The sequence below is a fragment of the Corynebacterium neomassiliense genome, from assembly GCF_900626215.1.
Lineage (GTDB): Bacteria > Actinomycetota > Actinomycetes > Mycobacteriales > Mycobacteriaceae > Corynebacterium > Corynebacterium neomassiliense.
Genome location: NZ_LR131106.1, coordinates 2,047,349 through 2,073,021 on the forward strand (window position 1 = coordinate 2,047,349; position 25,673 = coordinate 2,073,021).

At 68.7% G+C, this 25,673-nt stretch carries 20 protein-coding genes and 1 pseudogene; 10 read left to right on the forward strand and 11 right to left on the reverse strand.

All coding sequences use genetic code 11. From position 1 onward, the window contains the following. Nucleotides 1-164 precede the first annotated feature (164 nt). From murJ to E0E18_RS09055, 3 genes and pseudogenes are all read right to left on the reverse strand, one after another. Nucleotides 165-3,749, reverse strand: coding sequence for a murein biosynthesis integral membrane protein MurJ (gene murJ / locus E0E18_RS09045; protein WP_130840385.1), 3,585 nt, complete (start codon nt 3,747-3,749; stop codon nt 165-167). Further along, nucleotides 3,733-6,483, reverse strand: coding sequence for a hypothetical protein (locus tag E0E18_RS09050; protein WP_202616712.1), 2,751 nt, complete (start codon nt 6,481-6,483; stop codon nt 3,733-3,735). Before E0E18_RS09050 ends, murJ begins: the two co-directional genes overlap by 17 nt. A 17-nt stretch (nt 6,484-6,500) precedes the next feature. Then, nucleotides 6,501-7,091 (reverse strand): annotated as a pseudogene (locus E0E18_RS09055) (NUDIX hydrolase); the annotation flags it as partial. A 53-nt stretch (nt 7,092-7,144) separates the two neighbouring features. Between E0E18_RS09055 and E0E18_RS09060 the strand changes: the two are divergent. From E0E18_RS09060 to E0E18_RS09070, 3 genes are read left to right on the forward strand one after another with little or no spacing between them, the layout of a single operon-like run. Further along, nucleotides 7,145-8,716, forward strand: a complete 1,572-nt coding sequence (locus E0E18_RS09060; protein WP_130840387.1) for a CCA tRNA nucleotidyltransferase — start codon at nt 7,145-7,147, stop codon at nt 8,714-8,716. A gap of 56 nt (nt 8,717-8,772) precedes the next feature. Next, a complete protein-coding gene (locus E0E18_RS09065) occupies nt 8,773-9,459 on the forward strand; it encodes an AzlC family ABC transporter permease (protein ID WP_066589601.1) in 687 nt (228 codons plus the stop codon). After that, nucleotides 9,456-9,851: a branched-chain amino acid transporter permease gene (locus tag E0E18_RS09070; RefSeq protein WP_237559712.1), complete on the forward strand. Its 396-nt coding sequence runs from the start codon at nt 9,456-9,458 to the stop codon at nt 9,849-9,851. The genes E0E18_RS09065 and E0E18_RS09070 overlap by 4 nt, the downstream gene beginning before the upstream one ends. A gap of 12 nt (nt 9,852-9,863) precedes the next feature. Here the strand turns inward: E0E18_RS09070 and E0E18_RS09075 are convergent, their stop codons facing one another. After that, entirely contained in the window at nt 9,864-10,871 is a 1,008-nt protein-coding gene (locus tag E0E18_RS09075) for an iron-siderophore ABC transporter substrate-binding protein (RefSeq protein WP_130840389.1), read from the reverse strand. A gap of 81 nt (nt 10,872-10,952) precedes the next feature. On the opposite strand from E0E18_RS09075, the gene E0E18_RS09080 reads away from it, so the two are divergent. Together E0E18_RS09080 and E0E18_RS09085 are read left to right on the forward strand one after the other, a co-directional pair. Next, a complete protein-coding gene (locus E0E18_RS09080) occupies nt 10,953-11,522 on the forward strand; it encodes an NUDIX hydrolase (RefSeq protein ID WP_066587207.1) in 570 nt (189 codons plus the stop codon). 3 nt (nt 11,523-11,525) lie between these two features. Continuing rightward, the gene (locus E0E18_RS09085; RefSeq protein ID WP_130840391.1) at nt 11,526-13,094 is read left to right on the forward strand and encodes an ATP-binding protein; all 1,569 of its coding nucleotides are present in this window, start codon (nt 11,526-11,528) and stop codon (nt 13,092-13,094) included. A 147-nt stretch (nt 13,095-13,241) separates the two neighbouring features. Here the strand turns inward: E0E18_RS09085 and E0E18_RS09090 are convergent, their stop codons facing one another. The 3 genes from E0E18_RS09090 to E0E18_RS09100 all read right to left on the reverse strand — a co-directional run bounded on the left by E0E18_RS09090 (nt 13,242) and on the right by E0E18_RS09100 (nt 15,976). Further along, nucleotides 13,242-14,231, reverse strand: coding sequence for a bile acid:sodium symporter family protein (locus tag E0E18_RS09090; RefSeq protein WP_110482351.1), 990 nt, complete (start codon nt 14,229-14,231; stop codon nt 13,242-13,244). Between the two features lie 70 nt (nt 14,232-14,301). Beyond that, the gene (locus E0E18_RS09095; RefSeq protein WP_130840393.1) at nt 14,302-15,357 is read right to left on the reverse strand and encodes a PfkB family carbohydrate kinase; all 1,056 of its coding nucleotides are present in this window, start codon (nt 15,355-15,357) and stop codon (nt 14,302-14,304) included. Nucleotides 15,358-15,370: 13 nt separating this feature from the next. After that, nucleotides 15,371-15,976: an SdpI family protein gene (locus tag E0E18_RS09100; RefSeq protein ID WP_066587150.1), complete on the reverse strand. Its 606-nt coding sequence runs from the start codon at nt 15,974-15,976 to the stop codon at nt 15,371-15,373. Nucleotides 15,977-16,004: 28 nt separating this feature from the next. Here E0E18_RS09100 and leuS point away from each other — a divergent pair, with 28 nt between their 5' ends. Further along, nucleotides 16,005-18,872, forward strand: coding sequence for a leucine--tRNA ligase (gene leuS, locus E0E18_RS09105; protein ID WP_130840395.1), 2,868 nt, complete (start codon nt 16,005-16,007; stop codon nt 18,870-18,872). A gap of 21 nt (nt 18,873-18,893) precedes the next feature. Here leuS and E0E18_RS09110 read toward each other — a convergent pair whose 3' ends face one another. The 4 genes from E0E18_RS09110 to E0E18_RS09125 all read right to left on the reverse strand — a co-directional run bounded on the left by E0E18_RS09110 (nt 18,894) and on the right by E0E18_RS09125 (nt 22,082). Continuing rightward, on the reverse strand, nt 18,894-19,253 hold the full coding sequence (locus tag E0E18_RS09110; RefSeq protein ID WP_130840397.1) for a hypothetical protein: 360 nt from the start codon (nt 19,251-19,253) through the stop codon (nt 18,894-18,896). 62 nt (nt 19,254-19,315) lie between these two features. Next, nucleotides 19,316-20,287, reverse strand: coding sequence for a universal stress protein (locus E0E18_RS09115; RefSeq protein ID WP_066589599.1), 972 nt, complete (start codon nt 20,285-20,287; stop codon nt 19,316-19,318). A gap of 10 nt (nt 20,288-20,297) precedes the next feature. Next, nucleotides 20,298-20,792 (reverse strand): MarR family winged helix-turn-helix transcriptional regulator, encoded by a 495-nt coding sequence (locus E0E18_RS09120; RefSeq protein WP_066587140.1) that lies wholly within the window; start codon nt 20,790-20,792, stop codon nt 20,298-20,300. Nucleotides 20,793-20,864: 72 nt separating this feature from the next. Then, entirely contained in the window at nt 20,865-22,082 is a 1,218-nt protein-coding gene (locus tag E0E18_RS09125; RefSeq protein WP_237559713.1) for an inositol-3-phosphate synthase, read from the reverse strand. 223 nt (nt 22,083-22,305) lie between these two features. Here E0E18_RS09125 and E0E18_RS09130 point away from each other — a divergent pair, with 223 nt between their 5' ends. From E0E18_RS09130 to rpsF, 4 genes are all read left to right on the forward strand, one after another. After that, nucleotides 22,306-22,767, forward strand: a complete 462-nt coding sequence (locus E0E18_RS09130; RefSeq protein WP_066587137.1) for a DUF5318 family protein — start codon at nt 22,306-22,308, stop codon at nt 22,765-22,767. Continuing rightward, on the forward strand, nt 22,760-24,997 hold the full coding sequence (locus tag E0E18_RS09135; RefSeq protein ID WP_130840399.1) for a transglycosylase domain-containing protein: 2,238 nt from the start codon (nt 22,760-22,762) through the stop codon (nt 24,995-24,997). Before E0E18_RS09130 ends, E0E18_RS09135 begins: the two co-directional genes overlap by 8 nt. A 13-nt stretch (nt 24,998-25,010) precedes the next feature. After that, on the forward strand, nt 25,011-25,193 hold the full coding sequence (locus tag E0E18_RS09140; RefSeq protein ID WP_066587131.1) for a hypothetical protein: 183 nt from the start codon (nt 25,011-25,013) through the stop codon (nt 25,191-25,193). An 85-nt stretch (nt 25,194-25,278) separates the two neighbouring features. Beyond that, nucleotides 25,279-25,578 carry a 30S ribosomal protein S6 gene (rpsF, locus tag E0E18_RS09145; RefSeq protein ID WP_174217133.1) on the forward strand — a complete coding sequence of 100 codons (300 nt, stop codon included), beginning with the start codon at nt 25,279-25,281 and terminating at the stop codon, nt 25,576-25,578. Nucleotides 25,579-25,673: the final 95 nt, after the last annotated feature.

Below are 25,673 nucleotides of genomic sequence, written 5' to 3' on the forward strand. Positions count from 1 at the left end.
ATGACAGTGCAGACGGTATCACGGACGCCGCACCGCCTGCCTGTCAACACCCCTCCATTCGAACAGGTGTGCCAACAACTGACCGGTCCAACACTATCCCCGGAACCGGAGGGTGTCCAGTGCCTGCCACCGGTTCCCCCGTGCAGGCACCCGGACCGGGAGCCTTACTCCGTCGGAGCCGGTGCCACTGCAGAACCGGTACGGTCCCCCGTGACCACCGGCGCCCCGTGGACGGTGATCTCCCCCACCGTTGCGGCGTCCGGCATGGGCAGTCCGGTGATCCACACCAGAACCCGGTCCGCCGGCTTCGGGAGATCCCGGGAAACCCCCTGCTTCCCGTCCTCCGGCACCGTCGTCTCCGGGGACAGTACCAGTGAGTTTCCCTCGGAGGTCGCGGTGGCCAGCAGTGTCGTCTGGTCCAGTGAGGTCACGTCCCCGTCACCCGTACGCAGCTCCACGGTCATGCCCGGCCTCACCCCCGTCAGCTCAACCTGGGTCACCGCCACGGGCTCCGGCAGAGTGAGCAGAAGACCGATACCGTCCTTCACCGACGACGACGTCGGACCGAACTGGGCCTGGTACTGGGCGCTCGACCAGGTGCTGGACGGGTCTCCGTCGATGGTGAGCGGGGCGTCCTCCGGATTGTCCGGAGTTCCACGGCCGTCCTCCGGAGCCCACTCCCCCACCCCGGTCGGGCGGGAGACCCCGATGGTCCCCAGCCCGTCGCCGCCGAGAATCGAATCCGTCGTCAGCGGGGAATCCTTCCGCCCGCCACCCAGCACGGCCAGAGCCACCGCGATCACGGCGACCACGGCGACGACCCCTGCGACAGTGGCCACCCCGATCACCGTCAACCGACCCCGGTTCTCCGGTGCAGCACCGAAACCGGCACGGTCGGTGACCTCCGGGGCCACGTCCGCGGTGGTACGCAGATGCGGGCCCGTCGACTGGTCGTTGTCCGGGTGCGTCGCCTCACGCAGGACACGGGCCAGCTCGTGACCGTCACTGAACCTGCCCGCCCGCGCATCATCGGCGATCCTGGTGAGGTTGTCCGGTACCGCCCCGGGAACCCCCGACAACAGGAGTGACAGAGACACCCCGATGGAGTGCAGGTCGGCGACAGAACCCGCCCCTGCCGAAGACCCTGCAGAAGACCCTGCCGACTCCCCTGCAGAAGACCCGGCCGCACCTGCCGGACCCTGCGGTATGACGCCTGGGAAAGCGAGCACGGCCCGACCGTCCGTGCTGATCCTGATCCGGTTCCGGTGGTCGATACCCAGTGAGCATCCCGACCCTGCGGCGTCCGCGAGACCGACCATCGCCCACGCCGCGGCATAGGGGTCGGGGCCGGACTCGGCGACCCGTGTCAGCGGCGTCCCCTCCGTCCAGTCCGCGACGACCACGACCAGGGTCCGCGCGTCACAGATCTCCCGGACCAGAGCCACCGCCGGGGACGTCGCCGTCGCCTCCGCCAGCTTCGCCGTGGCATCGATGATCTCCCGGGTGGACCGTCCCGACCTGAGAGCGTCAATGACCGTCAACGCGACAAGATCACCGTCGGAATTGTCCCGGGCCTGCCACAGTCGGGCCGTCGGCGATCCGCCGTGGTCCGCGAGGAGGCGGTAACGGCCCTGCAGGATCGGCGCACCAGGCACCAGCCGCGGGCCCCGGACCCTGCCCGCGGACAGCGGAGGCAGTGCCCCGACCATGCCGGTGGGCATCATGCCGGCACCCGAATCGCCGAAGGACAGGGCGGTGATCTTCGTGCCCGGGGGTGCGACGGTGGCCGCGCCGTCGCCCTGCTCCTCCTCCGCCACCGCTGCCCGGCGGAACAGGCGGCCGACGACCGGCAGCCGGGACAGGGCAGCCCCGACAGTGACGACCTCCGGCAGCCTGGAGAAGGACAGCAGACCGATGACCACAGCGAGGAAGATGACCCCTGTCACCAGCAGACGGACGATGAAGCCGACCGACGTGTCCGCCCCCACCACGAACGTGGTCAGTAGGACATCCACCCGCCACGCCACCAGAGCCCCCACCGCGGACGCCGCGAACGCCCACAGCCCGGTCTTCAGGACACTGCGCATCCCCAGATGTCCCAGGGACCGTTTCAGCAGCCTGTGACCGATGATCGCACCGGTGACGAACCCCATTCCGTTCGCCGCTCCGAGCAGGACCACCACGAGCCGGGGCTCACTGGCCACGTGCGGGGCGAGATAGGCGAGCACCAGCTTCGTCACCGTGATCCCCGCGATGATGAAGGTCGGCGTCCACACCTCCTCACGGGCGTAGAAGACGCGCAGGTGCAGCAGGACCATCGCATAGGGGATCAGCGTGAACGCCGAGAAACTTATGGTCCAGCCGAGGACGTTCGCGGCGTCCTTCGAGTAGTCCCCGTAGGCGAACAGTGCCGGGCCGATGACCGTGCCGAAAGCGGTCATGTAGACGATCACCGGGACCATGGCCAGCATCGTCAGACGGGTCGCCGTCGACAGGTCCTTCACCACCGCCTTGTCGTCACCGTCGGCGGCGTTCCGGGACAGCCGGGGCATGAACGCGGTGAGCAAGGTGACGCCGATGATCCCGTAAGGCATCTGCAGCAGCTGCCACGCCTGCGTGTAGATCGTCGGGGCGCCACCGTCCGCACTCGAGGCGATACGGTTGTTGAGCACGTAGCCGGTCTGGGAGATCAGCACGTAGACGACGATCGCCACGGCCATTCCGCCGAACTGCTTCAGACGGCTGTCCAGGCCCCACAGCGGGCGCAGGTCGATTCCCGCCTTACGCAGGAAGGGGACCATGATCAGCGCCTGCACCACCACGCCGGCGGTGGTGCCCAGGCCCAGCAGCATGATGTGCGGGTCGGTGAGCGTCACCGAATCCGTCGGCGACAGTTTCGAGTCCTCCGGCAGCAGCCAGTACAGGCCGAGGATCGCGATGGTCACCAGGTTGTTCACCACCGGGGCCCACGCACCGGGTCTGAAGTAGCCCTTCGTGTTCAGGACCGCCATCATCACCGAGAACAGTGCGTAGAAGACGATCTGCGGCAGCACCAGGTAGGCGAAGGCCGTGGACATGCCGACGTTGACCTTGCCGTCCGCGTCGAGGGACATCCGCGTCAGCAACGGTGCGGCGAACACCGCCAGGACAGTGACCGCCATCATCAACGTGAAGGTGAGGGTGAACAGTCTGCGGATGAACGCCGCACCCCGGTCCGGGTCCTCCTTCTCCGCACGCACCAGCAGCGGGATGACCAGACTGGACAGCACCGCACCGAGCACCAGTTCGGTGATGAGGTTCGGGAGGGTGTTCGCCGTGTTGAAGGCTGACCCGACCTCCACGCCGAGCGCGGACCCGATGAGGACCGTCCTCAGGAACCCGGTGATCCGGCTGAGGAGGGTGGCGAAGGCCATGGAACCCGTGTTCTGCACGACCTCGGCGTCACTGGGAGTGCCGTCGGTGGTCACGGTGCCGGAGTCCGCACCCGCCGGGACGTCGGGGTTCTCCACGGTCATCGTCGCACCGGCCCCTGACGCGGGGAACCGGTCCAGGTGGGAGAGGTCACCCCCGTCCGGGGTCGCCGTCCGGGGATGACGCGCCGGGGAGGGTTTCGGCGCGGGCGTCACCGAAGGGGAGCCGGACGCCACGAACCGGTGACGCTGCCCCCGCGGGCCGGGTTGTCCCGCTCGGTGTCCCGGATGGCCCGGCTGTTGGTCGGGGTCCTCGTACGAATCAGTCACGTGCACCATCATCGTGCACGTGGGCCGTACTTGGCGAACTGCGGCGTGGAGTACGTCGCGATGACCGCCGTGATCTACTTCGTGGATCACCCGGTGCGGGGTCGGACAGGCTGTGCGCTGCGGCCGTCCGGGCGTTACGCCGCCGGCGGAGGCCACGGCCCACGAAGAAGACCAGGACCAGGGCCCCCAGGACAGCTGCCGCGGTGCGCCAGCCGAGACCCGGCGCGGACGCGACCCGGATCTCCACGTCCTCCGAGATCCGTACGTTGTCCGGGGTGGAGAGGTACATCGTCAGGTCCGAGGGGGCACCGGTGTCCGGGATGGACGAGGTCATCTGCAGGGTCACACTGCCGCGCGCGGGAATCCGCTGCACACCCGGAGTGTTCAGTGTCACCTCGGGGGCTGCCGTGTAGTTCACCCGGACAGACACCGGCAACGGCAGTCCGTTGCGGGCCACGACGATGAGCGGGGACGAGTCACTGGTCCGGGTGAAGACATTGCCCGGGGGCAGCAGGGTCACCGCGTTGCGCAGGGCGTACGCCAGGCCCGTGACCCGGCCCGTCCTGTCGGAGGCGCCGATGCGTACCCGGGCGGAGTCCTTTTCGGAGCGACGCCCCGTATCGGACACGGACCGCAGCAGGTCGTCGAACATCGGGCGGGTGAACACCCGCCGGGTCAGCGCGATGTTCGAGACATCGTCCATCATCATCGTGATATTGCGGATGTGTCCGGCGATCTGTGCGACATTGCGGGCCTCCCCGTCATTGACGGCGGCCGGGTCTCCGTCCAGGGTAGTGTCCTGCGCAGCCTGGTTCCCGGCCTGGTTCCCGGTCTGGTTCCCGGCCTGGGTGGCGGACAGGGTCGCGGTCCCGGCCGGTGCGGAGAGCGCGGAGCCGAAGGACACCGCCCTGGCTGAACCGTCGGTGAGGTGGCGGGTCACCGCCGACAGGAACGTCGCCGCGTCCGTCGCGTCGACCGACCATGCTGCGGGCGGTACGGCGAGGATGTTCCGGGACCGTGCGGTGCCTGAACTGACGGCGGCGATCTCCAGGTCCAGCACGCTGACTGCCGCGGACATCCGGGACGCCGCCCCGTCGCCGGAGAGATGACGCCGGGAGGACGCCGGGGTGTAGGCCACGGTCTCCGGCCGTTCACCGGTGGCGGCCAGGGCGGCGCCGAGATCAGCGGGGAACTGCAGAGCCCTGACCGTGCCGGACCCGGTGTCGAGGGTGTCCACGGCACTTCCTCCGGCGGGGCCCGGGTCCCGCCGTGCACTGTCGCCCGTGCCCGGTCCCCCGCCTGTGCCGTCACTGCCGCCGGAACCGGTGTCGGTGACCGTCGAGTCCGCGACCACGGCGGTGACCGGCCCCGTCGAGGTGGACTGCACCAGCGGCAGTGCGTCGGCGTCGAGGTATCCGGATCCGGGGATCTGCACCCCGGTCGCCGGAGTGACGCCGAGGATCTCCTCGACGGTCGACGTCCCCCGGTCCGTCAGACCTTCGGCGAGCCACGGGTCGCCGCCGGCGGCCACGGCGTTGACGTCCGCATTGGCGAAGGGCAGCGGGACCACGCAGGAGTCGGTGACGGCGTCACGAAGGTCACCGAGCCAGGTGGCGGCGGCGTCCGCACCCGTGCCGTCCACCGCGTCCCCGGCGGCGTCCCTCCGGTTCCAGCTGTCACGCAGCCGGGTCGGTTCCTCGACCGGTGACGGCACGGCGCTGCCCACCTTGTACCCGCCGGCCATCCGTTCGACGGTCTCCAGCAGGTCAGGATCCACCGCCAGGCACGTCGCCGTGCGTACGGAGCTGCCGTCGGGCCCGTTGACGGCGTCACGCCAGACGTCGAGGAGACCGCGGAGCCGCCCGCCCTCGGACAGCTCGCCGGCGAGAGTTTCGTCGGGGAGATACAGTTCGGCGGGGTCCGGGGCGTCCCCCACCTGGCCGGCCACGGCAACTGAGCTGGAGGACAGGGGCCAGAGCACGGTGAGCCCGGCGCGGGTTCCGTCACCGGTGTCTGTCGTGCCGTCTGTGCTGTCGCTGTCGCCGGTGACGGTGAGTGTGGTGCGGGCCGCGGCGAGGTACGCGGTGCCGGACTCCCCGTAGTCTCCGTTGAAGTTGAACAGCAGGGGATGGACCCCCGCGCCGGTGATCCCGAGGCCGGGCAGGGTCACACCGCCTCCCTCCGCGTCCGCGGCGTCGCCACCGGAGGTCTCCCCGGCGGAGGTGCCGTCGTCGGATCCGCCGACGGGGACGGAGACCTCGACCGTCCGGGTACTCCCGGCCTCGACCGTGCCCTCCACGGGCACGAACGTTCCCACCCACGGGTACTCGCCCTGGTTCGCCAGCAGTGATGTCGCCACCCCTGCGGGGGTGTCCACCGGGTCGGCGCGCTGGGCCCGCAGCTCCAGTGCGCTGAGATCCTGGTCGGAGGAGTTCGTGATCTCCACCGTGACCTGAAGGACATCGGCGGTCGGCGCTGTCGTCGTGGGCTGTCCGGGGACTTTCGCCGTCACCCCCGTGTCCGGGGCCGCGGACCGTGCCTCCGGATTCGCCCACAGCAGGTCGTCGGTGGTGGTGGTTCCCGTACCCCCGGCACCGGTGGAACCGTCGTCCTGGGCCGCGGCACCGGACACCCCGGTGAGACCGGCCGTGACCCCGAGGGCGGCCGCGAGGGTGAAGGACGCCACCCGCGACCGGACGGCCGTGCGGACACGGGCCCGGACGGCGGCGGAAATTCGGGACACTCGCACGTCGACAGTCCTTACCGCAGGGTGCGGCGCCCGGCCTTCGCTTCGGCGCGTGCCAGGTCGGGCAGCCTGTCGAGAGCCTGGCGGGCGAGCTTGCGTTCGTCGGCGTAGGCGAGCTTCTCGACCAGGTGGCTCACCGGGAGCCATGCCACCTCCGTGACCTCGGGGTCCTCGTCGTTGAGCTGGCCGTCGACGATGCGCAGCAGGTGGTGGTGGACCGTCTTGTGGATCCTCCGGCCCTCGGAGACGAACCAGTAGTCGATCGTGCCGAGTTCGGAGAAAACCTTCCCGTGCACCCCTGTCTCCTCCCACACCTCACGCTCGGCGGTGGTGTGGGCGTCCTCCGGCTCCTCGATGTGCCCTTTGGGGATCGACCAGAGGAGGCGGCCGCGCCGGTCGAGACGCCCGATGAGTGCGACGTACATTTTCGACAGGTCCACTGAACCGTCACCGCGGACGGATTCAGCCAGCCCGGACAGCACCAGGCCGCCCGCGCTGGTTTCGACGGAGGTCGGCAGCTCATGGTGGTCCCGCTGGTGGACCGGGCGCGCCGGAGACCGACGGGGGTCCGGAATGCTGCGACGACGCCTCTGACTCATGGTTGCCCAGACTAGTGCCTCCACCTGAGAAAGGGTGAGCCGGCTGTATCATTGTGGGAATGCAACGATCCACCGGAACCATGCTCGCGACCGCGCGGGACGCCGTGAAAACCCACGACCGTACCCTCACCTCCCTCGCCGCCGCTTTCGCCACCCGTGGACACTCCCTGTACCTCGTCGGCGGTTCCGTACGGGACGCCCTCCTCGGCCGCCTCTCCCACGACCTCGACTTCACCACCGACGCCCGCCCGGATGTTGTCACGGAGATCCTCGCCGGGGTCACCTCCACCGTGTGGGACACCGGTATCGCCTACGGCACCGTTTCCGGCATGGTCCACGGAATGACCGTGGAGATCACCACCTTCCGCGCGGACCAGTATGACGGGGAGTCCCGCAACCCCGAGGTCACCTACGGCGACACGCTGGAGGACGACCTGGTCCGACGGGACTTCCGCTGCAATGCGGTGGCCCTGCGGCTCACCGCCGACGGGGAGCATGAACTGTGCGACCCGCTCGACGGGCTCGCGGACCTGGCCGCCGGGATTCTCGACACGCCCGCCGCCCCGGAGAAGTCCTTCCACGATGATCCGCTGCGCATGCTCCGGGCCTGCCGATTCACCTCCCAGCTCGGCTTCTCGGTCGCCCCCCGGGTGCAGGACGCCATGACTGCGATGGCGGCGGAGATCGACCGCATCACCGTCGAGCGGGTCGCCGCGGAACTGGACAAGCTCATCCTCGGCGCCGAACCGTGGACCGGCCTGGACCTGATGGTGGCCACGGGCATCGCCGCCCATGTCCTGCCGGAGCTGCCGGCCCTGCAGCTCACTCAGGACGAGCATCGGCAGCACAAGGACGTGTACGCGCACTCCCTGCAGGTGCTGCGCAACGTCACCGGGCTGGAGGACCGGCTCGCGGCGTCCTCCCCGGGCACCGGAGGTGACGGGGACGCCGAGTCCCCGGAGCAGTCCCCGGGGCAGTCCCTGGAGCACCGTCGGCTCGTACTGCGCTGGGCGGCGCTCATGCATGACTGCGGCAAACCCGCCACCAGGGCCTTCACCGGGTCCGGGACGGTGACCTTCCACCACCACGAGGTGGTGGGTGCGCGCATGGTGCGCCGGCGGCTGAAGGCGCTGAAGTACCCCAAGAAGACTGTCGAGGAGATCGGCCAGCTGGTCTTCCTCCACATGCGTTTCCACGGGTACGGGGAAGGGGCGTGGACGGACTCCGCCGTACGCCGGTACGTCAACGATGCCGGGGTCCTGCTTCCCGAACTCCAGCTTCTCGTCCGGGCCGACTGCACCACCCGTAACCGCCGGAAGGCCGAGCGTCTCCACCGGATCTGCGACGACCTGGACGCCAGGATCGTGGAGTTGAAGGAGAAGGAGGACCTCGCCGCCGTCCGTCCGGAACTCGACGGCAACGAGATCATGGAGGTGCTCGGTATCGCGCCGGGGCCGCTCGTCGGGGAGGCCTGGGCATTCCTGAAGGAACTCCGGCTGGACCGGGGACCGGTGGACCATGACGTGGCCGTCGCCGAGCTGCGGTCGTGGTGGGCAGACAGGGAGGCTCAGCGCGCACAGCAGGACGTGCACGAGGACGTGCACGAGGATATGGAGGATACTGACAGGTGAGACGCGCGGACCTCCCCGTCGACGGCACCGTCGGGGAGCCCGGGAACCTCGACAGGATCCGGGACGGGATCCGGGACGGACTCCGGACGTCGTGGACGGTGGCCCTGGGACTGCTGCCCCTCGGTCTCGCATTCGGGCTGCTCGTCAGCCAGGCGGGCTTCGCCTGGTGGTGGACCCCGGTCTTCAGTGTCGTCATCTACGCGGGTTCCATGGAGTTCCTGGCGGTGTCCCTGGTCACGGCCGGGGTGGCACCCCTGTCGGCGGCACTGACCGCTTTCCTGGTGAACTTCCGGCACGTCTTCTACGGGCTGAGCTACCCGGTCGGGGCTGTCCACTCCCCGCCGGCGAGAGCGTACGGGATCTATGCGCTGACCGACGAGACCTACGCCGTCCTCTCCTCCCGGCCGCGGGCGGACTGGACGCAGGTGAAGGTCCTGACGGTGCAGGTCTTCTGCCAGTTGTCGTGGGTGCTCCCGGGCATCGCCGGCGCACTCGTCGGGGCGGCGCTGCCGGTGGACCTCGAAGGCCTGGATTTCGCACTGACCGCGTTGTTCGTCGTGCTGGCGGTGGAGGCGGCCGATGCCCGCCGGGACCCTGTCCTCCCGGTCGTCGCAGCCGCTGCCGGGCTGGTGGGACTGCTCCTGGGACGGGACCGGATGCTGTTCACCGCGCTGACGTTGTACTTCGTCTTCCTGGTCGGGAAGTTCCTCCTGCAGCGCAGGACAGGAGGTGGGCCGCGGTGACGTCCACCGTGACCGGGACAGCTCCCCACCCTGGGACCGTTGATCTGGCCGTGGCAGGACTGCCCGAGGGGGTCGACCTGCAGAACACCCTGCTCATCCTCGGCGGAATCTGCGTGGTCACGGTCGTCCTGCGGGCACTGCCGTTCGCGGCGGTGAAGTTCTTCCTCGAGAACGCCCTGGTCGGATGGCTGGGGACAGCCATGCCCGTGGGGGGGATGGTGGTTCTGGTGATGTACACGCTGGGTGACAGCACCGGACGCCCGGGCGGGGTGTGGGCCGCGCTGGCGGCCGTCGCGGTCACCGTGGCACTGCACCTGTGGAGACGTTCGGCGACATGGTCCGTGCTGCTCGGCACGGCGCTCTACGTCGTCCTGGTCAACTGGGTCCTCTGAACCGGGGTCCTGCTACGCCGTCGCCTTCTCGAGCAGGGGGACGAGCAGATCCAGGGCGTGCAGCATCGAGGCGGGGGTGCCCAGGGAGATGGCGTTGGCGAGTTCCTCGTCGGTGACGATGGAGTGGCCCTCCTTCACCGCGGTGAGCTGCTTCCATGAGGCGTCCGCGGTGAACTCCTCGGCGCTGAGACCGATGGGGAATCCGATGACGACATCGGAGTCTGCCTTGTCCACGTTCTCCTCGGACAGGGAGACGTAGAATGTGTCCTTCGCCAGGTCGGTGATCTCCGGGTTCGGCTGGAAGCCGAGGTCTTCGACCAGGTCGGCACGCGCGTCCCCGGCGACGTAGGCGCCCCATTCCACGGTGGTCTTCGCGAGGACCGTGGCGGTCTTGTCCGCCCACTGCGGGTGGGCGTCCTTCACTTCGGTGATCCGGTCCTTGACCTGCGTGACCAGTTCCTCGCCTTTCGCCTTCTCGCCGAGGGCGGTGGAGATCATGCTGACCTGGGAGTCCCAGGGGGTCATCCAGTTGTCCGCGCCGTCGGGGACGGAGACCGTGGTGGCGATCTTGCTGAGCCTGTCGTAGGTCTCCTGGCTGCCGTCGGCACGCACGTTGAGGATGAGGTCAGGTTCCAGGGCGGCGATCTTCTCGTAGTCGGGTTCCATGGTGCCCAGCTGCTCCGGTGCCTCGTCGTAGGTGGCTGTCGCCCAGGGGCTCAGGCCGTCGCCGCCGAAGTCGAGCCAGTCGGACACCCCCACCGGCTGGACCCCCAGCTCGGTGGCGATTTCGGCGTCCCCCCAACCCAGGGCGACGACCCGCTCGGGCTGGTCCTTCACCTCGACGTCGCCGAACTTCGTGGCGACGGTGACGGGGAAGGAGTCGGTGGCGGTGGAGGCGGCCGTGTCGTCGGCACCGCCGGAGGAGTCGTCGGAACCGGAGTCCGGCGAGCAGGCGGCCAGGGCGACGGCCGTGGCCAGGGACAGTGCAGCCGCGGTGATGCGCGTGATCCGTGAAGTCATGGAGGTGAGCCTACAGTTACCTCGGGGGACGGCGCAGCACCCCCGCCCGACTGTCCGACCGGCTGGCTAGACTCGGGCCCCATGGGAACACCTCAGTTCATCGTTGAACTCCGCGAACAGATCGGCCACGCACCACTGTGGTTGCCGGGGGTCACAGCGGTCGTCGTCCGGGACGTCGCCCCGGACGCACCCGCGTTCGCGACACCGGAGGTGCTGCTGGTCAGGCGGGCCGACGACGGCAGGTGGACGCCGGTCTGCGGCATCGTCGAACCCGGGGAGGAACCCCACGCCGCCGCGGTGCGGGAAGTTGCCGAAGAGACCGGGTTGACCGTCGAGGTGGACGCGCTCATCGGGGTCGGCGCGGTCGGACCGGTGACCTACCCCAACGGCGACGAGTGCCGGTACATGGACACCACCGTCCGTTGTGTCGTCGTCGAGGGCGGTGGAGGCGGGACAGGTGAGGACGCCTGGACACCCCGCGTCAACGACGACGAGTCCACCGAGGTCGGATGGTTCGAGGTGGCACAGCTCCCTGCACTGGACCCCCGGTTCCGTCTCGTCATCGCCGACGCCGTGGCCCAGCTCCGGCACCCGGCAGGTTTCCGCCCGCGGATGGGGTACACCCGGCGCGACCGGCCGGCGTGGCACTGACACATGAGTCGGAAGCGGGCGCTGCCCAACATCGTCGCCGACGCCCTGGAACGCATCTGGGAGGGTGCGACAGCCGACGACCTCGAGTCAGCGGTCCTCGACTTCAAGGAGGACCCCGCCCACACCCCCACCGCCCACGTCACGGCGAAGACGGCCGACATGCTGGTACGGACGGCGGCATGTTTCGCCAACGGGTCCGCAGGGCGGGCGTTCATCGTCTTCGGGATCGCCGACCGCACCCCCGGCCCGGCGGCGTTCAACGGGACCGGGAGGGACCCTGCGGACATCGCCCACACCATCTTCGCCAACACCCGACCTCACCTTGCCGTGGACGCCTGGTCGACGCAGGTGCACGGTGCCCGGCTCGTCATCATCCGGGTCGCCGCGGGAATGGCGGTCTACACGGGGTTCGACGGGGTGGTCAAGCACAGGGTCGGTGATTCCTGCCTCCCCCTCGACGGTGCCGAGCTCGCAGAGATGACCCGGGCGCGCAGGAACCCGGACCCGACGGCGCAGCCGGTCGCACTGCCGGCGTCCGCGCTGGACCGTAACGCCCTGGCGGTGGCGCGGGGCCTGCTGGCCGAGCACAGGGACCGTACCGGGCAGACCCCGGACCAGACCCCGGACCAGAGTCCGGTCAGGGTCCCGGGGAACTCCACGGTGCGGGCCGGCTTCTCCGACGACCCCGCCGCCCTCTTCGACGCCCTTGACCTGCTCACCGATGACGGCTCGCCCACTGTTGCGGCGAAGATCCTGTTCGGTATGGCGGATCCGGAGCACCCGGTGGCCCGCCACATCTTCCGGGACGCCGGGGGCGAGATCGTCGCGGAAACCGAGCTGCATGATCCGCTGGTTCTCGCCGCACGCTCCCTGCACCGGCTCGTGCGTTCCCATTCAGATGCCGGGATACCGCCGACGGCGCAGACTGAGGCACTGAACAATGCGTTGCTGCACCGGGACTGGTCCCGGCCGGACCCGGTGGTGGTCTACCAGTCCGCGGACATGCTCCGCGTCAGTTCTCCGGGGGGACTGCCGCCCGGGGCGTCCGCCGAGAGGCTGCTGTCCGGACCGTCCCAGCCGCGGAACCCGGCACTGGTCAACGCGGTGCAGCAGTTGGGGATGGTGGAGTGGTCCTCCCGTGGTTTCGACCGGATGTGGGTCTCCATGCTCAGCGCCGGTTTCGAACCGCCGACGGTTGACGTGCGCGCCGACTCGGTGGACGTGGTGCTCTTTGACGGGGTGGCTGACCTCGGGTTCGTTGCCGCACTGTCGGCGGTGCGGGCCGAGTTCGGCCGCGGCATCACCAGGGACGCCGCGACGTTGGTCGTGCTGCGCTACCTGCTCGGCAGTTCCAGTGGTGCAGGTCCGCGCAGCGCCGGGGCGGCGGTGATCACGCTGGAACGGGTCGCGGCCCTGCAGCAGGCGACCGAGGCGGACGCCAGGACGCTGATGACCTGGCTGTCACAGCGTGGACTGCTGCACCGCACCTCCAGGCGTCGCGACGAGTGGCGCCTGTCGGACCGGACTCTCGCCGTGGTGTCGGGGTCGGGACGGTCATTCTCAGCGGAGTAGATCGGCTGGTGACGGTGGAGACCACGGGCACCCGGACCGGGTACCTCATTTCTGGGAGTGAGGAGGATGAGGTCAACAGCGTCAGTCGGTCGCTGTCGGGCGAAGAGGTCGCCCTGTATCCCGTCGAGGACTGGGTCTGCGGACCACCTACCAGGTGTTCTCCGGACGCTCACGGTCATATTTCGCGGCGCGGACAGAACACATCATCAGCTGTACCTGGTGGAAGATCATCAGCGGCACGATGACCAGTCCTGCTCCCCCGGTGAACATCACCGTCGCCATCGGCAGCCCGGAGGCGAGGGACTTCTTCGTCCCGCAGAACTGGATCGCCACCTGGTCTGCGTAACTGAATCCCAGTTTCCGGGCGACGAAGGAGGTCAGGGTCAGCATGATCCACACCAGGGCCACCGACCCGAGGACGATCCCGACCACCGCGACCCAGCTGACGGAACTCCACACGCCCATGACGATGCCCTCGGAGAACGCCGAGTAGACGACCAGCCCGATGGAGATCTTGTCGACGTACCCGGTCGGTTTCGCCTTGGCGAAGGTCTGTACGGCGGGGAACACGGCGCGGGCGACCTGTCCGAGGATGAACGGGGCGAGCAGCTGCAGGGCGATGTCGAGGAACACGGAGGTGTCGATGTGCAGGCCCGTCCCGGAGCTCATCAGCAGAAGAACCAGCAGCGGGGTGGCGAAGACCCCGATGAGGTTGGACGCTGATGCGCTGATAATCGCGCCGGGGACGTTGCCGTGCGCGATCGAGGTGAAGTTCACCGAGGACTGCACTGTGGAGGGAACGAGGCAGAGGAAGAGTATCCCCTGGTAGAGGTCGTCACCGATGACGTCCCTGAGCGGCATGAGGGCCAGACCGATGAGGGGGAAGAGCACGAAGGTGAAGGCGAGGATCAGCAGGTGGAGCCGCCAGTGCGTCAGTCCGTTGAGGGCTTCCCGGGTCGACAGCCGGGCACCGTAGAGGAAAAACAGGACGGCGATGACGATCTTGACTGTCCCGTCCACAGCCACGGCGAATCCGCCCTCGGCGGGGAAGGCGAGTGCGAGAAGCACCCCGACGACGATGAGGACGATGAGAAGGTCCGGCCGGTATCCCAGGATGCGGGAAATGAAGTTCCTCATGTCGGGCACTGTATCCGACGCCGGGGGCCGGAGCGGGCACTGGTAGAAACATACTGCATGGACCGGAAGGTCAACTGAGCTGACTGCCCGCCCGCTCACGCACCGCCGCCCCGTCGGCACAGGACGCCGAGGCGCCCGGGGACTCCACGGCGAGACTGCCGGCCGCGACGGCGAAGCGGGTGGCTTCGCGCAGACCTGACCCTGTCGCCAGTGCGGTGGCCAGAGTGCCGCAGAAGGCGTCTCCGGCGCCCGTGGTGTCCACGACCTGTGCCGGTGCCGGTGACTCCACCTCCACCGTCCCACGCGGGTCGATGACAAGGGCACCCCGGGCCCCGAGCGTCACCACCGCGGAACGGCACAGTCCCCGGCCCACTGCAGCTGCCAGGCCGTCGAGCACCTCGTCGAGACCTGTTTCCCGCGGCACCCCCAGGACATCCGCGGCCTCGGTCTCGTTGACGATGAGAGGATCCGCCGTGGACACGAGTTCCTGCAGGTCATGGCCGTGCACTGTCACCGGCGCAAGATTGAGGACGAACCGTGCCCCGTGCCGTTCGGCGAGGTCGGGCAGACCTGCGGAATGCCCGGGGGTGAGTTCCCCCTGGGCCAGGAGAACATCGGCGGCAGGGGTGGCGTCCTCCCCTGTCGGGTCCCCGGGGCCGGGCACCTGCGCCGGATCGGTGAGGGTGTTCGCCCCCGAGGTCACGATGATGATGTTCTCCCCCTCGGCGTCACCCATGATGAACGCCGAACCGGTCGGGGTGTCCTGCGACCGGGCCACCCGGGAGACGTCCACGCCGGCGGCACGCAGGGTGTCGAGGGCGGCTGCACCCGCGGCGTCCTCCCCCACCGTGGCCACCAGGTACACCGTCGCCGCCCTGTCGTCCACGGTGCCGTCCCCGGCACAGCAGGCGGAACCTGCCGCGAACCGTGCCGCCGCGACCGCCTGGTTCGCCCCTTTCCCTCCGAGCACAGGCCCGCCGCCCACTGTTCCCGCAGGCTCGGCGATGACCGTCTCCCCGGGGGCGGGAAACGCCCGGACGCGGACGAAAGTGTCCGTGTTGACGCTGCCGCAGACAATGACGGCAGGACGCGGACCGTCCGCGGGACGGGACTGTCTGTGCTGCACCGCGCGGGCCCGGCTACCGTGCGCTGTGGCTGTCCCGGGCAGCCACAGCGCGCCGGGCCGCCTCCAGGTCGAGGACCGGGTTGCTCAGCGTGGTGGTCGTTCCGGAGAGGTCGGCGTCCGCGTGGTCGCAGGCCCCGCAGTCGTCGCAGGAGCCGCCGCAGGAGTCCGCTGCGGCGGACCCGGTGGTGCGGGAACCGGCCGCAGAAGACCCGGAGGAGGACGCCGCGGCACCCCCGCCCGAGGAGCAGCAGCCCGCCGCCGCGCGACGGGCCTCGACCTCCTGGCCCTTGCGCAGGTCGATGCGGGCCACGATGTGGGCGGCGTTCGCCGCGCCGACACCGATGAGGCCGAGCGCGCCGACGGTCAGCAGGACCGCGACCGCCCACATCCAGCCTCCGCGCAGGCTGACCAGCCCGCCGACGATGACGGCGGCTCCGGCGCCGGTCCAGAACGGGCCGACGATACGGTGCGCGGTGGTCCACATCTCACGGCTCTTGCGGACCTCCGGGACGTGCAGTCCGACCCACCTGTTTCCGGGGAGCGTCCCCGTCAGTCCCATAATGCCGGTGACCAGCACCGCAACGCCGAGGATGAACAGCAGGACAGAGAGAACGGTCATGACCGGCAGTCTATTACAATGACCAGCCATGAGTAATTCCAGCGAGACCACCCCCTTCCGCTACACCCCGGAGCTCGCCGGCGACATCGAGGCCCGCTGGCAGAACACCTGGCGGGAGCAGGGCACCTTCAACGCCCCGAACCCCGTCGGGGACCTCGCTGAACCCGGCCGGGAACTCCCGGAGGACAAGCTCTTCGTCCAGGACATGTTCCCCTACCCGTCAGGCGTCGGCCTGCACGTCGGCCACCCCCTGGGGTACATCGCCACCGACGTGTACGCCCGCTACAACCGGATGCTGGGGCGCAACGTCCTCCACACCCTCGGGTACGACGCCTTCGGCCTGCCCGCCGAGCAGTACGCCGTACAGACCGGCACCCACCCTCGCACCACGACCCGGGCGAACATCGAGAACATGGAACGTCAGCTGGGACGTCTCGGCCTGGGGCACGACCGGCGTCGGGTCATCGCCACGACGGACACCGACTTCTACCGGTGGACGCAGTGGATCTTCCTGAAGATCTACAACTCCTGGTTCGACCCGGAGCTGAAGAAGGCCCGGCCCATCTCCGAGCTGGAGGAGAAGTTCGCCGCCGACGGCGTCGACGGGACGCCGTGGTCCTCCCTCTCCCCCGCCGAACAGCAGGCGGAGCTGGACGCGCACCGTCTGGTCTACCGGGCGAACTCCACGGTGAACTGGTGCCCGGGGCTGGGCACCGTGCTGGCCAACGAGGAGGTCACCGCGGAAGGCCGGTCGGAGCGCGGCAACTTCCCGGTGTTCCGCAAGAGGCTGTCCCAGTGGATGATGCGTATCACCGCCTACGCGGACCGTCTCATCGACGACCTCGAGGACCTGGACTGGCCCGAGAAGGTCAAGGCGATGCAGCGCAACTGGATCGGCCGGTCCCGCGGCGCCGAGGTCGACTTCGCCACGGACCTTCCCGACGGTCAGGGCATCAGGGTGTTCACCACCCGGCCGGACACCCTGTTCGGGGCGTCCTACATGGTGCTCGCCCCCGAACATGAGCTGGTGGACCCGCTGGTGGAACTGTCCGCGGGGGCCGACTACCCGGCGGGCACCGACCCGAGGTGGACCAACGGCGAACAGTCCCCGGCTGCGGCGGTGGCCGCCTACCGGCGGTCCATCGCCGCGAAGTCGGACCTGGAACGGCAGGAGAACAAGGAGAAGACCGGAGTCTTCACCGGCGCCTACGCCACCAACCCGGTCAACGGTGAACGGGTGCCCGTGTTCATCGCCGACTACGTCCTCACCGGCTACGGCACCGGCGCGATCATGGCCGTCCCCGCACACGACACCCGTGACCACGAGTTCGCGACCGTCTTCGGCCTGCCGGTCCGTGAGGTCGTCGCCGCCCCCGGCACCGAAGTGGACGTGCAGGAGGAGGCTTTCACCGGTGACGGTGTCCTCGTCAACTCCGCCAACGGTGACGGCCTGGACCTCAACGGCAGGAACAAGGCGGAGGCCGTCGCCACGGTCATCGCCTGGCTCGAGGAACGGGGCCTGGGTGAACAGAAGATCCAGTACAAGCTGAGGGACTGGCTCTTCGCCCGCCAGCGGTACTGGGGTGAGCCCTTCCCGATCGTGTACGACTCTGACGGAGTGGCGCACGCCCTGCCGGAGTCCATGCTCCCCGTGGAACTCCCCGAGGTCGAGGACTACCGCCCGGTGAGCTTCGACCCGGACGACGCCTCCTCGGAACCGCACCCCCCGCTGGCGAAGGCGAAGGAGTGGGTCGAGGTCACACTGGACCTCGGTGACGGCGAGAAGGTCTACCGGCGTGACACCAACGTCATGCCGCAGTGGGCGGGGTCCTCCTGGTACCAGCTGCGGTACATCGACCCGACGAACCAGGAGAAGTTCGTCGACATCGACAATGAGCGCTACTGGACCGGTCCCCGGGAGGGCATGCCCTCCGGCGGTGTCGACCTGTACGTCGGTGGAGTGGAGCACGCGGTGCTCCACCTGCTCTACAGCAGGTTCTGGCACAAGGTCCTCTTCGACCTGGGGTACGTCAGCTCCTACGAGCCCTACCACCGGCTCTACAACCAGGGCTACATCCAGGCCTACGCCTACACGGACTCGCGTGGTGTGTACGTGCCCGCCGCCGAGGTCGAGGAGAAGGACGGCAGGTTCTTCTACAACGGTGAGGAGGTCAACCGGGAGTACGGCAAGATGGGCAAGTCCCTGAAGAACGCCGTCTCCCCCGACGAGATCTGCGACGCCTACGGGGCGGACACCCTCCGGGTCTACGAGATGTCCATGGGCCCGCTGGACACCTCCCGCCCGTGGGCGACCAAGGACGTCGTCGGTGCCCAGCGTTTCCTGCAGCGCGCCTGGCGTCTCGCGGTCGACGAGCAGACCGGGGACGCCGTGGTCTCCGACGCCGGCCTCACCGACGAGGATCTCCGCACCCTGCACCGTACGGTCGCCGGGGTCCGGGACGACTACGCGAACCTGCGGGACAACACCGCTGTCGCGAAGCTGATCGAGTACGTCAACTACCTGACGAGAACCTACGCGGGCGGGGCGTCCGGCTCTGCGCCGCGCGCCGCCGTGGAACCCCTGGTCCTCATGCTGGCTCCGGTGGCCCCGCACATCGCCGAGGAGATGTGGGGCCGTCTGGGGCACGGGGAATCCCTGGCACACGAGGACTTCCCCACCTTCGACGAGAAATGGCTGGTCGACGATTCCGTCGAGCTGCCGGTCCAGGTCATGGGCAAGGTCCGCGGCCACATCACCGTTGCCGTGGACGCATCCCGTGACGCAGTGGAGGCCGCGGCCCTGGCGGAGCCGAACGTCCGGGCTCACACCGACGGGAAGAATATCGTGAAGATCATCGTGGTCCCCGGCAGGATGGTCAACATCGTCGCGAAGTAGCCGGCCGGCCCCGCAGGGGGTCTACTCCCCCAGGATCAGCTTCTGCAGCAGGGTGGTCGCGACCAGCAGGAACCACGGGATCAGCGCCCACACCGCCCCCATCAGCGGCGCCCAGGCGTGGTAACGGCTCCACCGCCGGCTGGTCACCACGCACACGCCCACGGCCCCGGCGAGGGAGACGATGACCGGTACCGCGTGGGTGAGCGTGGAATCCCCGGTGAGTGCCCGCAGCACGAGATAGACGGCCACGGTCAGTACCGGGACCCCCAGCCCCCACTGCCACGCCATTTTCACCGCCGCGCGACGGTCCTCCTGCTCCAGGTGTCCGATGACGTCGTCCCTGTTTCTTCTGCCGGCTGTGCCGCCTGTCCCGTCATCCATGACACCCAAGGGTAGTCAGGGTGCGGACACCGGGGGCGGGGCCGGGCGTCCGAACCGGACGGCTACACCGCGCTGACGAGAACAGGTGCAGGCGAATGCCTGAGAATCTGGTTCGTCGACGGTCCGATGAAGACCTTGTTGAACGTCCCCAGAACCGAGGAACCCACCACCAGCAGGTCACCCTTCTTCCAGCGCAGGTCGCCGACGGAGGTCTCCCAGTCCCCGCCGGTGCCCACCCCGGTCTGCACCTCAAGCTCCGGGTGACGTTCCAGTGCACGCCGGCGCCCCCGGTCGATGATCTCCTCGGCGCGGGCGGTCCACCTGGCCAGGATCCGGGCGTCCTTCCCCTCCGGCAGGGGGACACGGGTCGGGTACATTGTCGCCCCGGTCGGGCTGAACACGACCAGCCGCAGCGGGACCCTGTGACGGGCGGCGAGGTCCGAGGCGTGGCGCAGGGCCTGCTGCGACTGCTCGGTGTCCACGTACGCGCAGCTCACCCTCGTTATCCCGTGGCCGGACAGTACGGGCGCGTGCGGTGCCGTGAGCACGGGCAGCGGCGAACAGTGCAGCAGTGCGTCGGCGGTGGCGCCGGCGCGGAAGCGGCCGTCGGGGGCACCGTTGCGTGGCCCGATGAGGATACAGTCCGCCCCGAAGTCCGTGGCGGCGTCAATCAGCGCCGTCGTCTCGGAGTGGCTGAGCAGCACGTCCCCGCCGTCTGTCGGGGTGCCGGGCACGGAACTGCCTGCCCGGTACGTGGTGTCGATGCTGTCCTCGGGAAGACCTGCGTCACGCAGTGCGGTGACCGCGTCTTCCAGGCAGGCCGCTGATTCGGCGGCGGCCCAGTCCCCGAACGCCCTGCCGAGGTGGTCCTCGCCGTCGCCTTCCGGCCAGACCCGGGGAATGACGCTGACCGGCCGGACGAGGACCGGTCCGCTGCGGGCGAGCCAGGCGGCCGTGGCGGCGGCGTCCGCTCCGGCGGTGTCCGGCGCACCGTCTCCGGGACGCCAGGCGAGCAGTATCCGTGTGGTGTTCACGCTGGGCACATTACCGGGCGGAGTCGTCGGAGGCGGATTCCCCGTCTTTCTCGGTGGCGGTCCCCGACACATGGGGCCCGAAGGTCGCGAGCACCCTGTCGAACAGGGGCATGGCGTCCTGGATCTGGGTGAGCTCATCCTCGGTGAGCCCGTCGAGCAGTGTGGCGAGCTGCTCGACGCGTTCCTCGCTGATCTTCCCGAGCTGGCGGACGCCTTCCTCGGTGAGGCGCACCCGTACTCCGCGACGGTCGCTGACGTCGCGGACCCGGGAGACCAGCCCCATCTGTTCGAGGTGGTTCACCGCGTTGGATGCGGTGGGCATCCGGATGGCCTCGAGGTCGGCGATCTGGCTGATGCGCAGAGGGCCGTTGTCCTGGAGGTTCATCATGATGGACAGCTGGGCCATGCTGATGGCGGAAGTCGCGGTCTGGCGGAAGTACAGCAGGTACAGGCGCGTGAGCACCGGCCGGAGCTGCTTCGCGACGCCGATTGATGAGACGGTCATGTCACCGAATCTACCTGTTCCACGGAGGAACTGTTCACCCGGAGGGAATATTCTGGATAAATATGCTCGGCGTCACAGTCTGGCGAGACTGTCGGCCACGTCCTGCTCTTGGCCGGAGCTGTCCGCGGCCACGGCGGCCACGGCTGCTCCGGTGTCCCCGGCGTCCCCGGCAGGGCGGGTCGCGTCCTCTCCGGCGATGAAGACCTCGAGATCCCGGCGTCCCTGGTCGTCGTTGACCTGGTGGCGCGGAGACTTCATGAGGTATGTGGAGGCCGGGTCGACCGAACCGCCGATACCCCGGTCCAGGGCGATCTTGGCGGCGCGGACAGCGTCGATGATGACCCCGGCCGAGTTCGGCGAGTCCCAGACCTCGAGCTTGTACTCCAGGTTCAGGGGCACGTCACCGAAGGCGCGGCCTTCCAGCCGGATGAAGGCCCACTTGCGGTCCTCGAGCCATTCGACGTGGTCGGAGGGGCCGATGTGGACGTTGCGGTCGGAGATCTTCCCCGCCAGTTCACCGTGGAGGTTGGAGGTCACCGCCCGGGTCTTGGAGACCTTCTTGGATTCCAGGCGGTCACGCTCGAGCATGTTCTTGAAGTCCATGTTCCCGCCGACGTTGAGCTGGTACGTGCGGTCGACGGTGACGCCGCGGTCCTCGAAGAGCTTCGCGAGGACGCGATGGGTGATCGTCGCACCGACCTGGCTCTTGATGTCGTCGCCGACGATCGGCACGCCGGCGTCCGCGAACTTCTTCTCCCACTCGGGGTCGGAGGCGATGAAGACCGGCAGGGCGTTGACGAAGGCGACTCCGGCGTCGATGGCGCACTGCGCGTAGAACTTGTCGGCCTGTTCGGACCCGACGGGGAGGTAGCAGACGAGGACGTTTGCGCCGGTCTCCCTGAGCGCCGCGACGATGTCGTCGTGGGTGGCGTCCGGCTCGGCGGATTCCTCGATGGTCTCCCGGTAGTACTTTCCGAGGCCGTCGAGGGTGTTGCCCTTCCGGACCGTCACCCCGGTCTCCGGTACGTCGCAGATCTTGATGGTGCAGTTCTGGCCGGACTCTATGGCTTCGCTGACGTCCTTGCCGACCTTGTCGGCGTCGACGTCGAAGGCGGCGACGACCTTGATGTCCCGGACATGGTAGTCACCGAAGCGGACGTGCATGAGGCCGGGGACGGTGGCGTCGTCAGGGGTGTCGCGGTAGTACTCGAGGCCCTGGACGAGGGAGGCGGCACAGTTGCCGAGTCCGACGATGGCCAGTCTGATCGTGGAGCTGTCGTTTGCGGTCATGGGTGGGACCATAACCCCGCTGCGGGAGGAAAAGCGCACGTCCGGGGCTGTTTGCGGGGTCTTGACCGGTTCACCGGCGAGCTTGACCGATACAGCAGGACGCCCTGACGCTCCGGCGCCCTGACGCCCCGACGCCCTGACGCTCCGGGCTCCCGTGCAGCGCCGCCGGCCGGCCACACCGGCGTCACGGGTGATGCACGCAGGAGTTACCTAGGATGGTGACATGAGCGGTGACATGAGGTCGGTACCAGTCCCCTGCCGCACCGTGGACCACGAGCTGAGCCGCCGACGGACACTGCGTGCCCTCGCGCGCGGGGAGATCAGCCGGAAAAGTGTCTGCGACGCAGGTCGTGAGGTCCTGGCCAGTGCCGAGGTGCTGGGTGTGAACACCGGCCGGGCATGCCCGGTGTGCGGCGACGACCTGCGGGAAACTCAGTGGATCCACGGAACGGCGATGGGGGAAAAGTCAGGGACAGCGCGTAGTCTCTCGGAGGTGAGACAGCTCCTGTCCACCCTTGGGACGGATGAGGAACTCACGGTGCACACCGTGGAGGTCTGCCTGCGGTGCGGGTGGAACCATCTGATCCGCGAAGAGGGCTACCGGGGTGTTGTCGGTAGTATTCTGCCAGAATCCGGGTCCGCGACGGGGCCCGGCCGTCGACGGGAAGACCAGCTAGGTGAGTAACGAGAACAGCTCGAACGAGGGCGCTAACCGGACGCCGGGAGACGGCGGGGACAACCTGCGTATCCGCACGCGACGTCGCCGGCCGCCGTGGCGCCGGGTCATCACGACGGTCTGCTCGGTCATCGCCGTCCTCATCATCGTCCCGCTCGTCGCCTTCTTCGCCGCCTACGCGGTGACCAAGGTGCCGCAGCCGGAGGAGCTGCAGAACAACCAGATCTCCAACATCTACGCCGCGGACGGCACCAGTGAGATCGCCCGCATCGTGCCTCCCGAGGGCAACCGCCAGAACATCAGCATCAGTGAGGTTCCCGAGCACGTGCGCAGTGCCGTCCTCTCCGCCGAGGACCGGGACTTCTACTCCAACAGCGGCTTCTCCGTCACCGGTTTCGGTCGTGCCGCGCTCGGTCAGCTGACGGGGAACTCCTCCGCCGGCGGCGGTTCGACGATCACCCAGCAGTACGTGAAGAACGCTGTCGTCGGTGACGAACGCTCCCTGGTCCGCAAGGGCAAGGAGCTGGTGATCTCCGCGAAGATGACCCGTGAATGGTCCAAGGACCAGATCCTCGAGGCCTACCTGAACACGATCTACTTCGGCCGCAACGCCTACGGCATCGACGCCGCGGCCAAGGCGTACTTCAACAAGCCGGTGAAGGACCTCACTGTCGAGGAGGGGGCGGTGCTCGCGGCGTCGATCCAGCGGCCCAGCCAGCTCGACCCGTGGACCAACCGTCCGGAGGCGGAGGAACGCTGGAACTACGTCATGGACGGCATGGTCGGGCTCGGCGCGATCACCCCGGAGCAGCGCGCCGCCGCCGTGTACCCGGAGACGGTGGACCCGGCGACGACCGCGGAATCCTCGTTCGCCGAGGGCACCAACGGTCTGATCCGCACCCAGGTGCTCAATGAGCTCGCCGCGAACGGCATCTCCGAGGACGCCGTCAACACCGGCGGACTGAAGATCACCACCACGATCGACTGGAACAAACAGCAGGACATGGTGGACTCGGTCCACGCCAAACTGGACTCCTACGATGACACCGTCCGCGCCGCCGGGGTGGCCGTGAACCCGAAGACGGGCGGCATCGAGGCCTACTACGGCGGCGACGACCCCAACGGTTACGACTGGGCCAACGCGGGCCTGCAGACCGGTTCGACGTTCAAGATCATCACCCTGGCCGCGGCCGTGGAGCAGGGCATCCCCACCAGTGCGCTCTACGACTCCTCACCGGTGGTCTCCGGGGACAACACCGTCACCAACGACTCCGGTGAGACCTGCGGCACGTGTTCGCTGGCCCAGGCCCTGAAGATGTCCCTGAACACCTCTTTCATCCGCCTGACACAGAGTCTCGACAACGGGCCGCAGGATGTCGCCGACATGGCCCACCGCCTCGGTGTGGCCACCTCGATCCCGGGCATCGACAAGACCCTCACCGAGAACGGCGGGGTCCCCTACGAGGGCATCACGCTGGGCCAGTACCAGTCCCGTCCGCTGGACATGGCCTCCGTCCTGGCGACCCTGTCCAACCAGGGAAAGTACTTCCCGGCCCACTTCGTGCAGAAGGTCGAGACGCAGTCCGGCGAAGTCCTGCTGGACAACTCCGGTATGCAGCCGACCCAGGTCATCAGCCCGGAGACCGCGGACGCCGTCATCGCCGCGATGGCGCCGATCGCCGCCTACTCCAACGGGCACTCTCTCGCCGGCGGTCGGGTGTCGGCGGCGAAGACCGGTACCTCCCAGCTGGGTGACACCGGTGCCAACAAGGACGCCTGGATGATCGGGTCCACCCCCCAGCTCGCCACCGCGGTGTGGATGGGCAACGTGGACGGTCAGCCGCTGGTCGACCTGACCTACGGCGGCCCGATGTACGGGTCCCGGTCACCGGCGGACATCTGGAAGAACTTCATGGACGCCGCGCTCGCCGATGACCCGGTGGAGTACTTCGGTGGTGAGTCCGGCTCCGCGTCTGCTGCGGCCGCGGGATCTGCCGGGTCCTCCGGGTCCGGGTACTCCTCCGGCTACGGCACGGGGGGTTCCACCTCCACGGGCGGCGGTGGCGGTGGCGGTGACTCCACGACGGACGACGGCGGCCAGGAGGCTCCGGCCCCCGATCCGGGCGGTACCGGTGGCGGTGCGCCGGCCCCCGGTGACGGCACCGGCGGCGGTGGCGGCGGAACCGGTCAGCTGCCGGACGTCGGCGCGATCATCGACGACCTGCTCAACGGCCGGTAGCGGGGGCCGGGACGTGTCTGACGTCGGCGTCATAGTCACGATGGTCAGCGTGGGCATCGGGTTCGTCCTCTTCGGGGCGTCCTTCAAGGGGTTCATGGACAGGCGGGGGCCGAAGGTGGTGTGGGGCCTGTTCACCGCGGCGGTTGTCTTCATCACGCTGGTGCCCGTGGGGATTGCGGTGTTCTGGGCCGCGTAGCGTATGCTGGACCGGTTGCTGACGCAACGAACCCTCCTGCCGTGCCCAACAGGGGTACGGCCGAAACACTAGACCACAGGAGGTGATGAGGTCCGTGCGTCAATACGAGATGATGATCATCATCGACCCGTCCCAGGATGAACGCACCGTTGCCCCGTCGCTGGACAAGTTCCTCGAGACGGTCCGCAAGGAAAACGGTACGGTTGACAACGTCGACATCTGGGGCAAGCGTCGCCTGGAGTACCCGATCAACAAGCAGGCCGAGGGCATCTACGCCGTCGTCGACCTGCACTGTGAGTCGGCCACCGTCCAGGAGCTCGACCGTCTGCTGAACCTGAACGACACGATCATGCGCACCAAGGTTCTGCGCAAGGACGCCCACTAGGGCTCCTCACGGCACAGGACTGCAGGGCCTCCGGGTCCCGCACCCCCACCACCGTCAGTAGAGACCGGGCAGAGAGCCGGCAGAAGACATAGGGA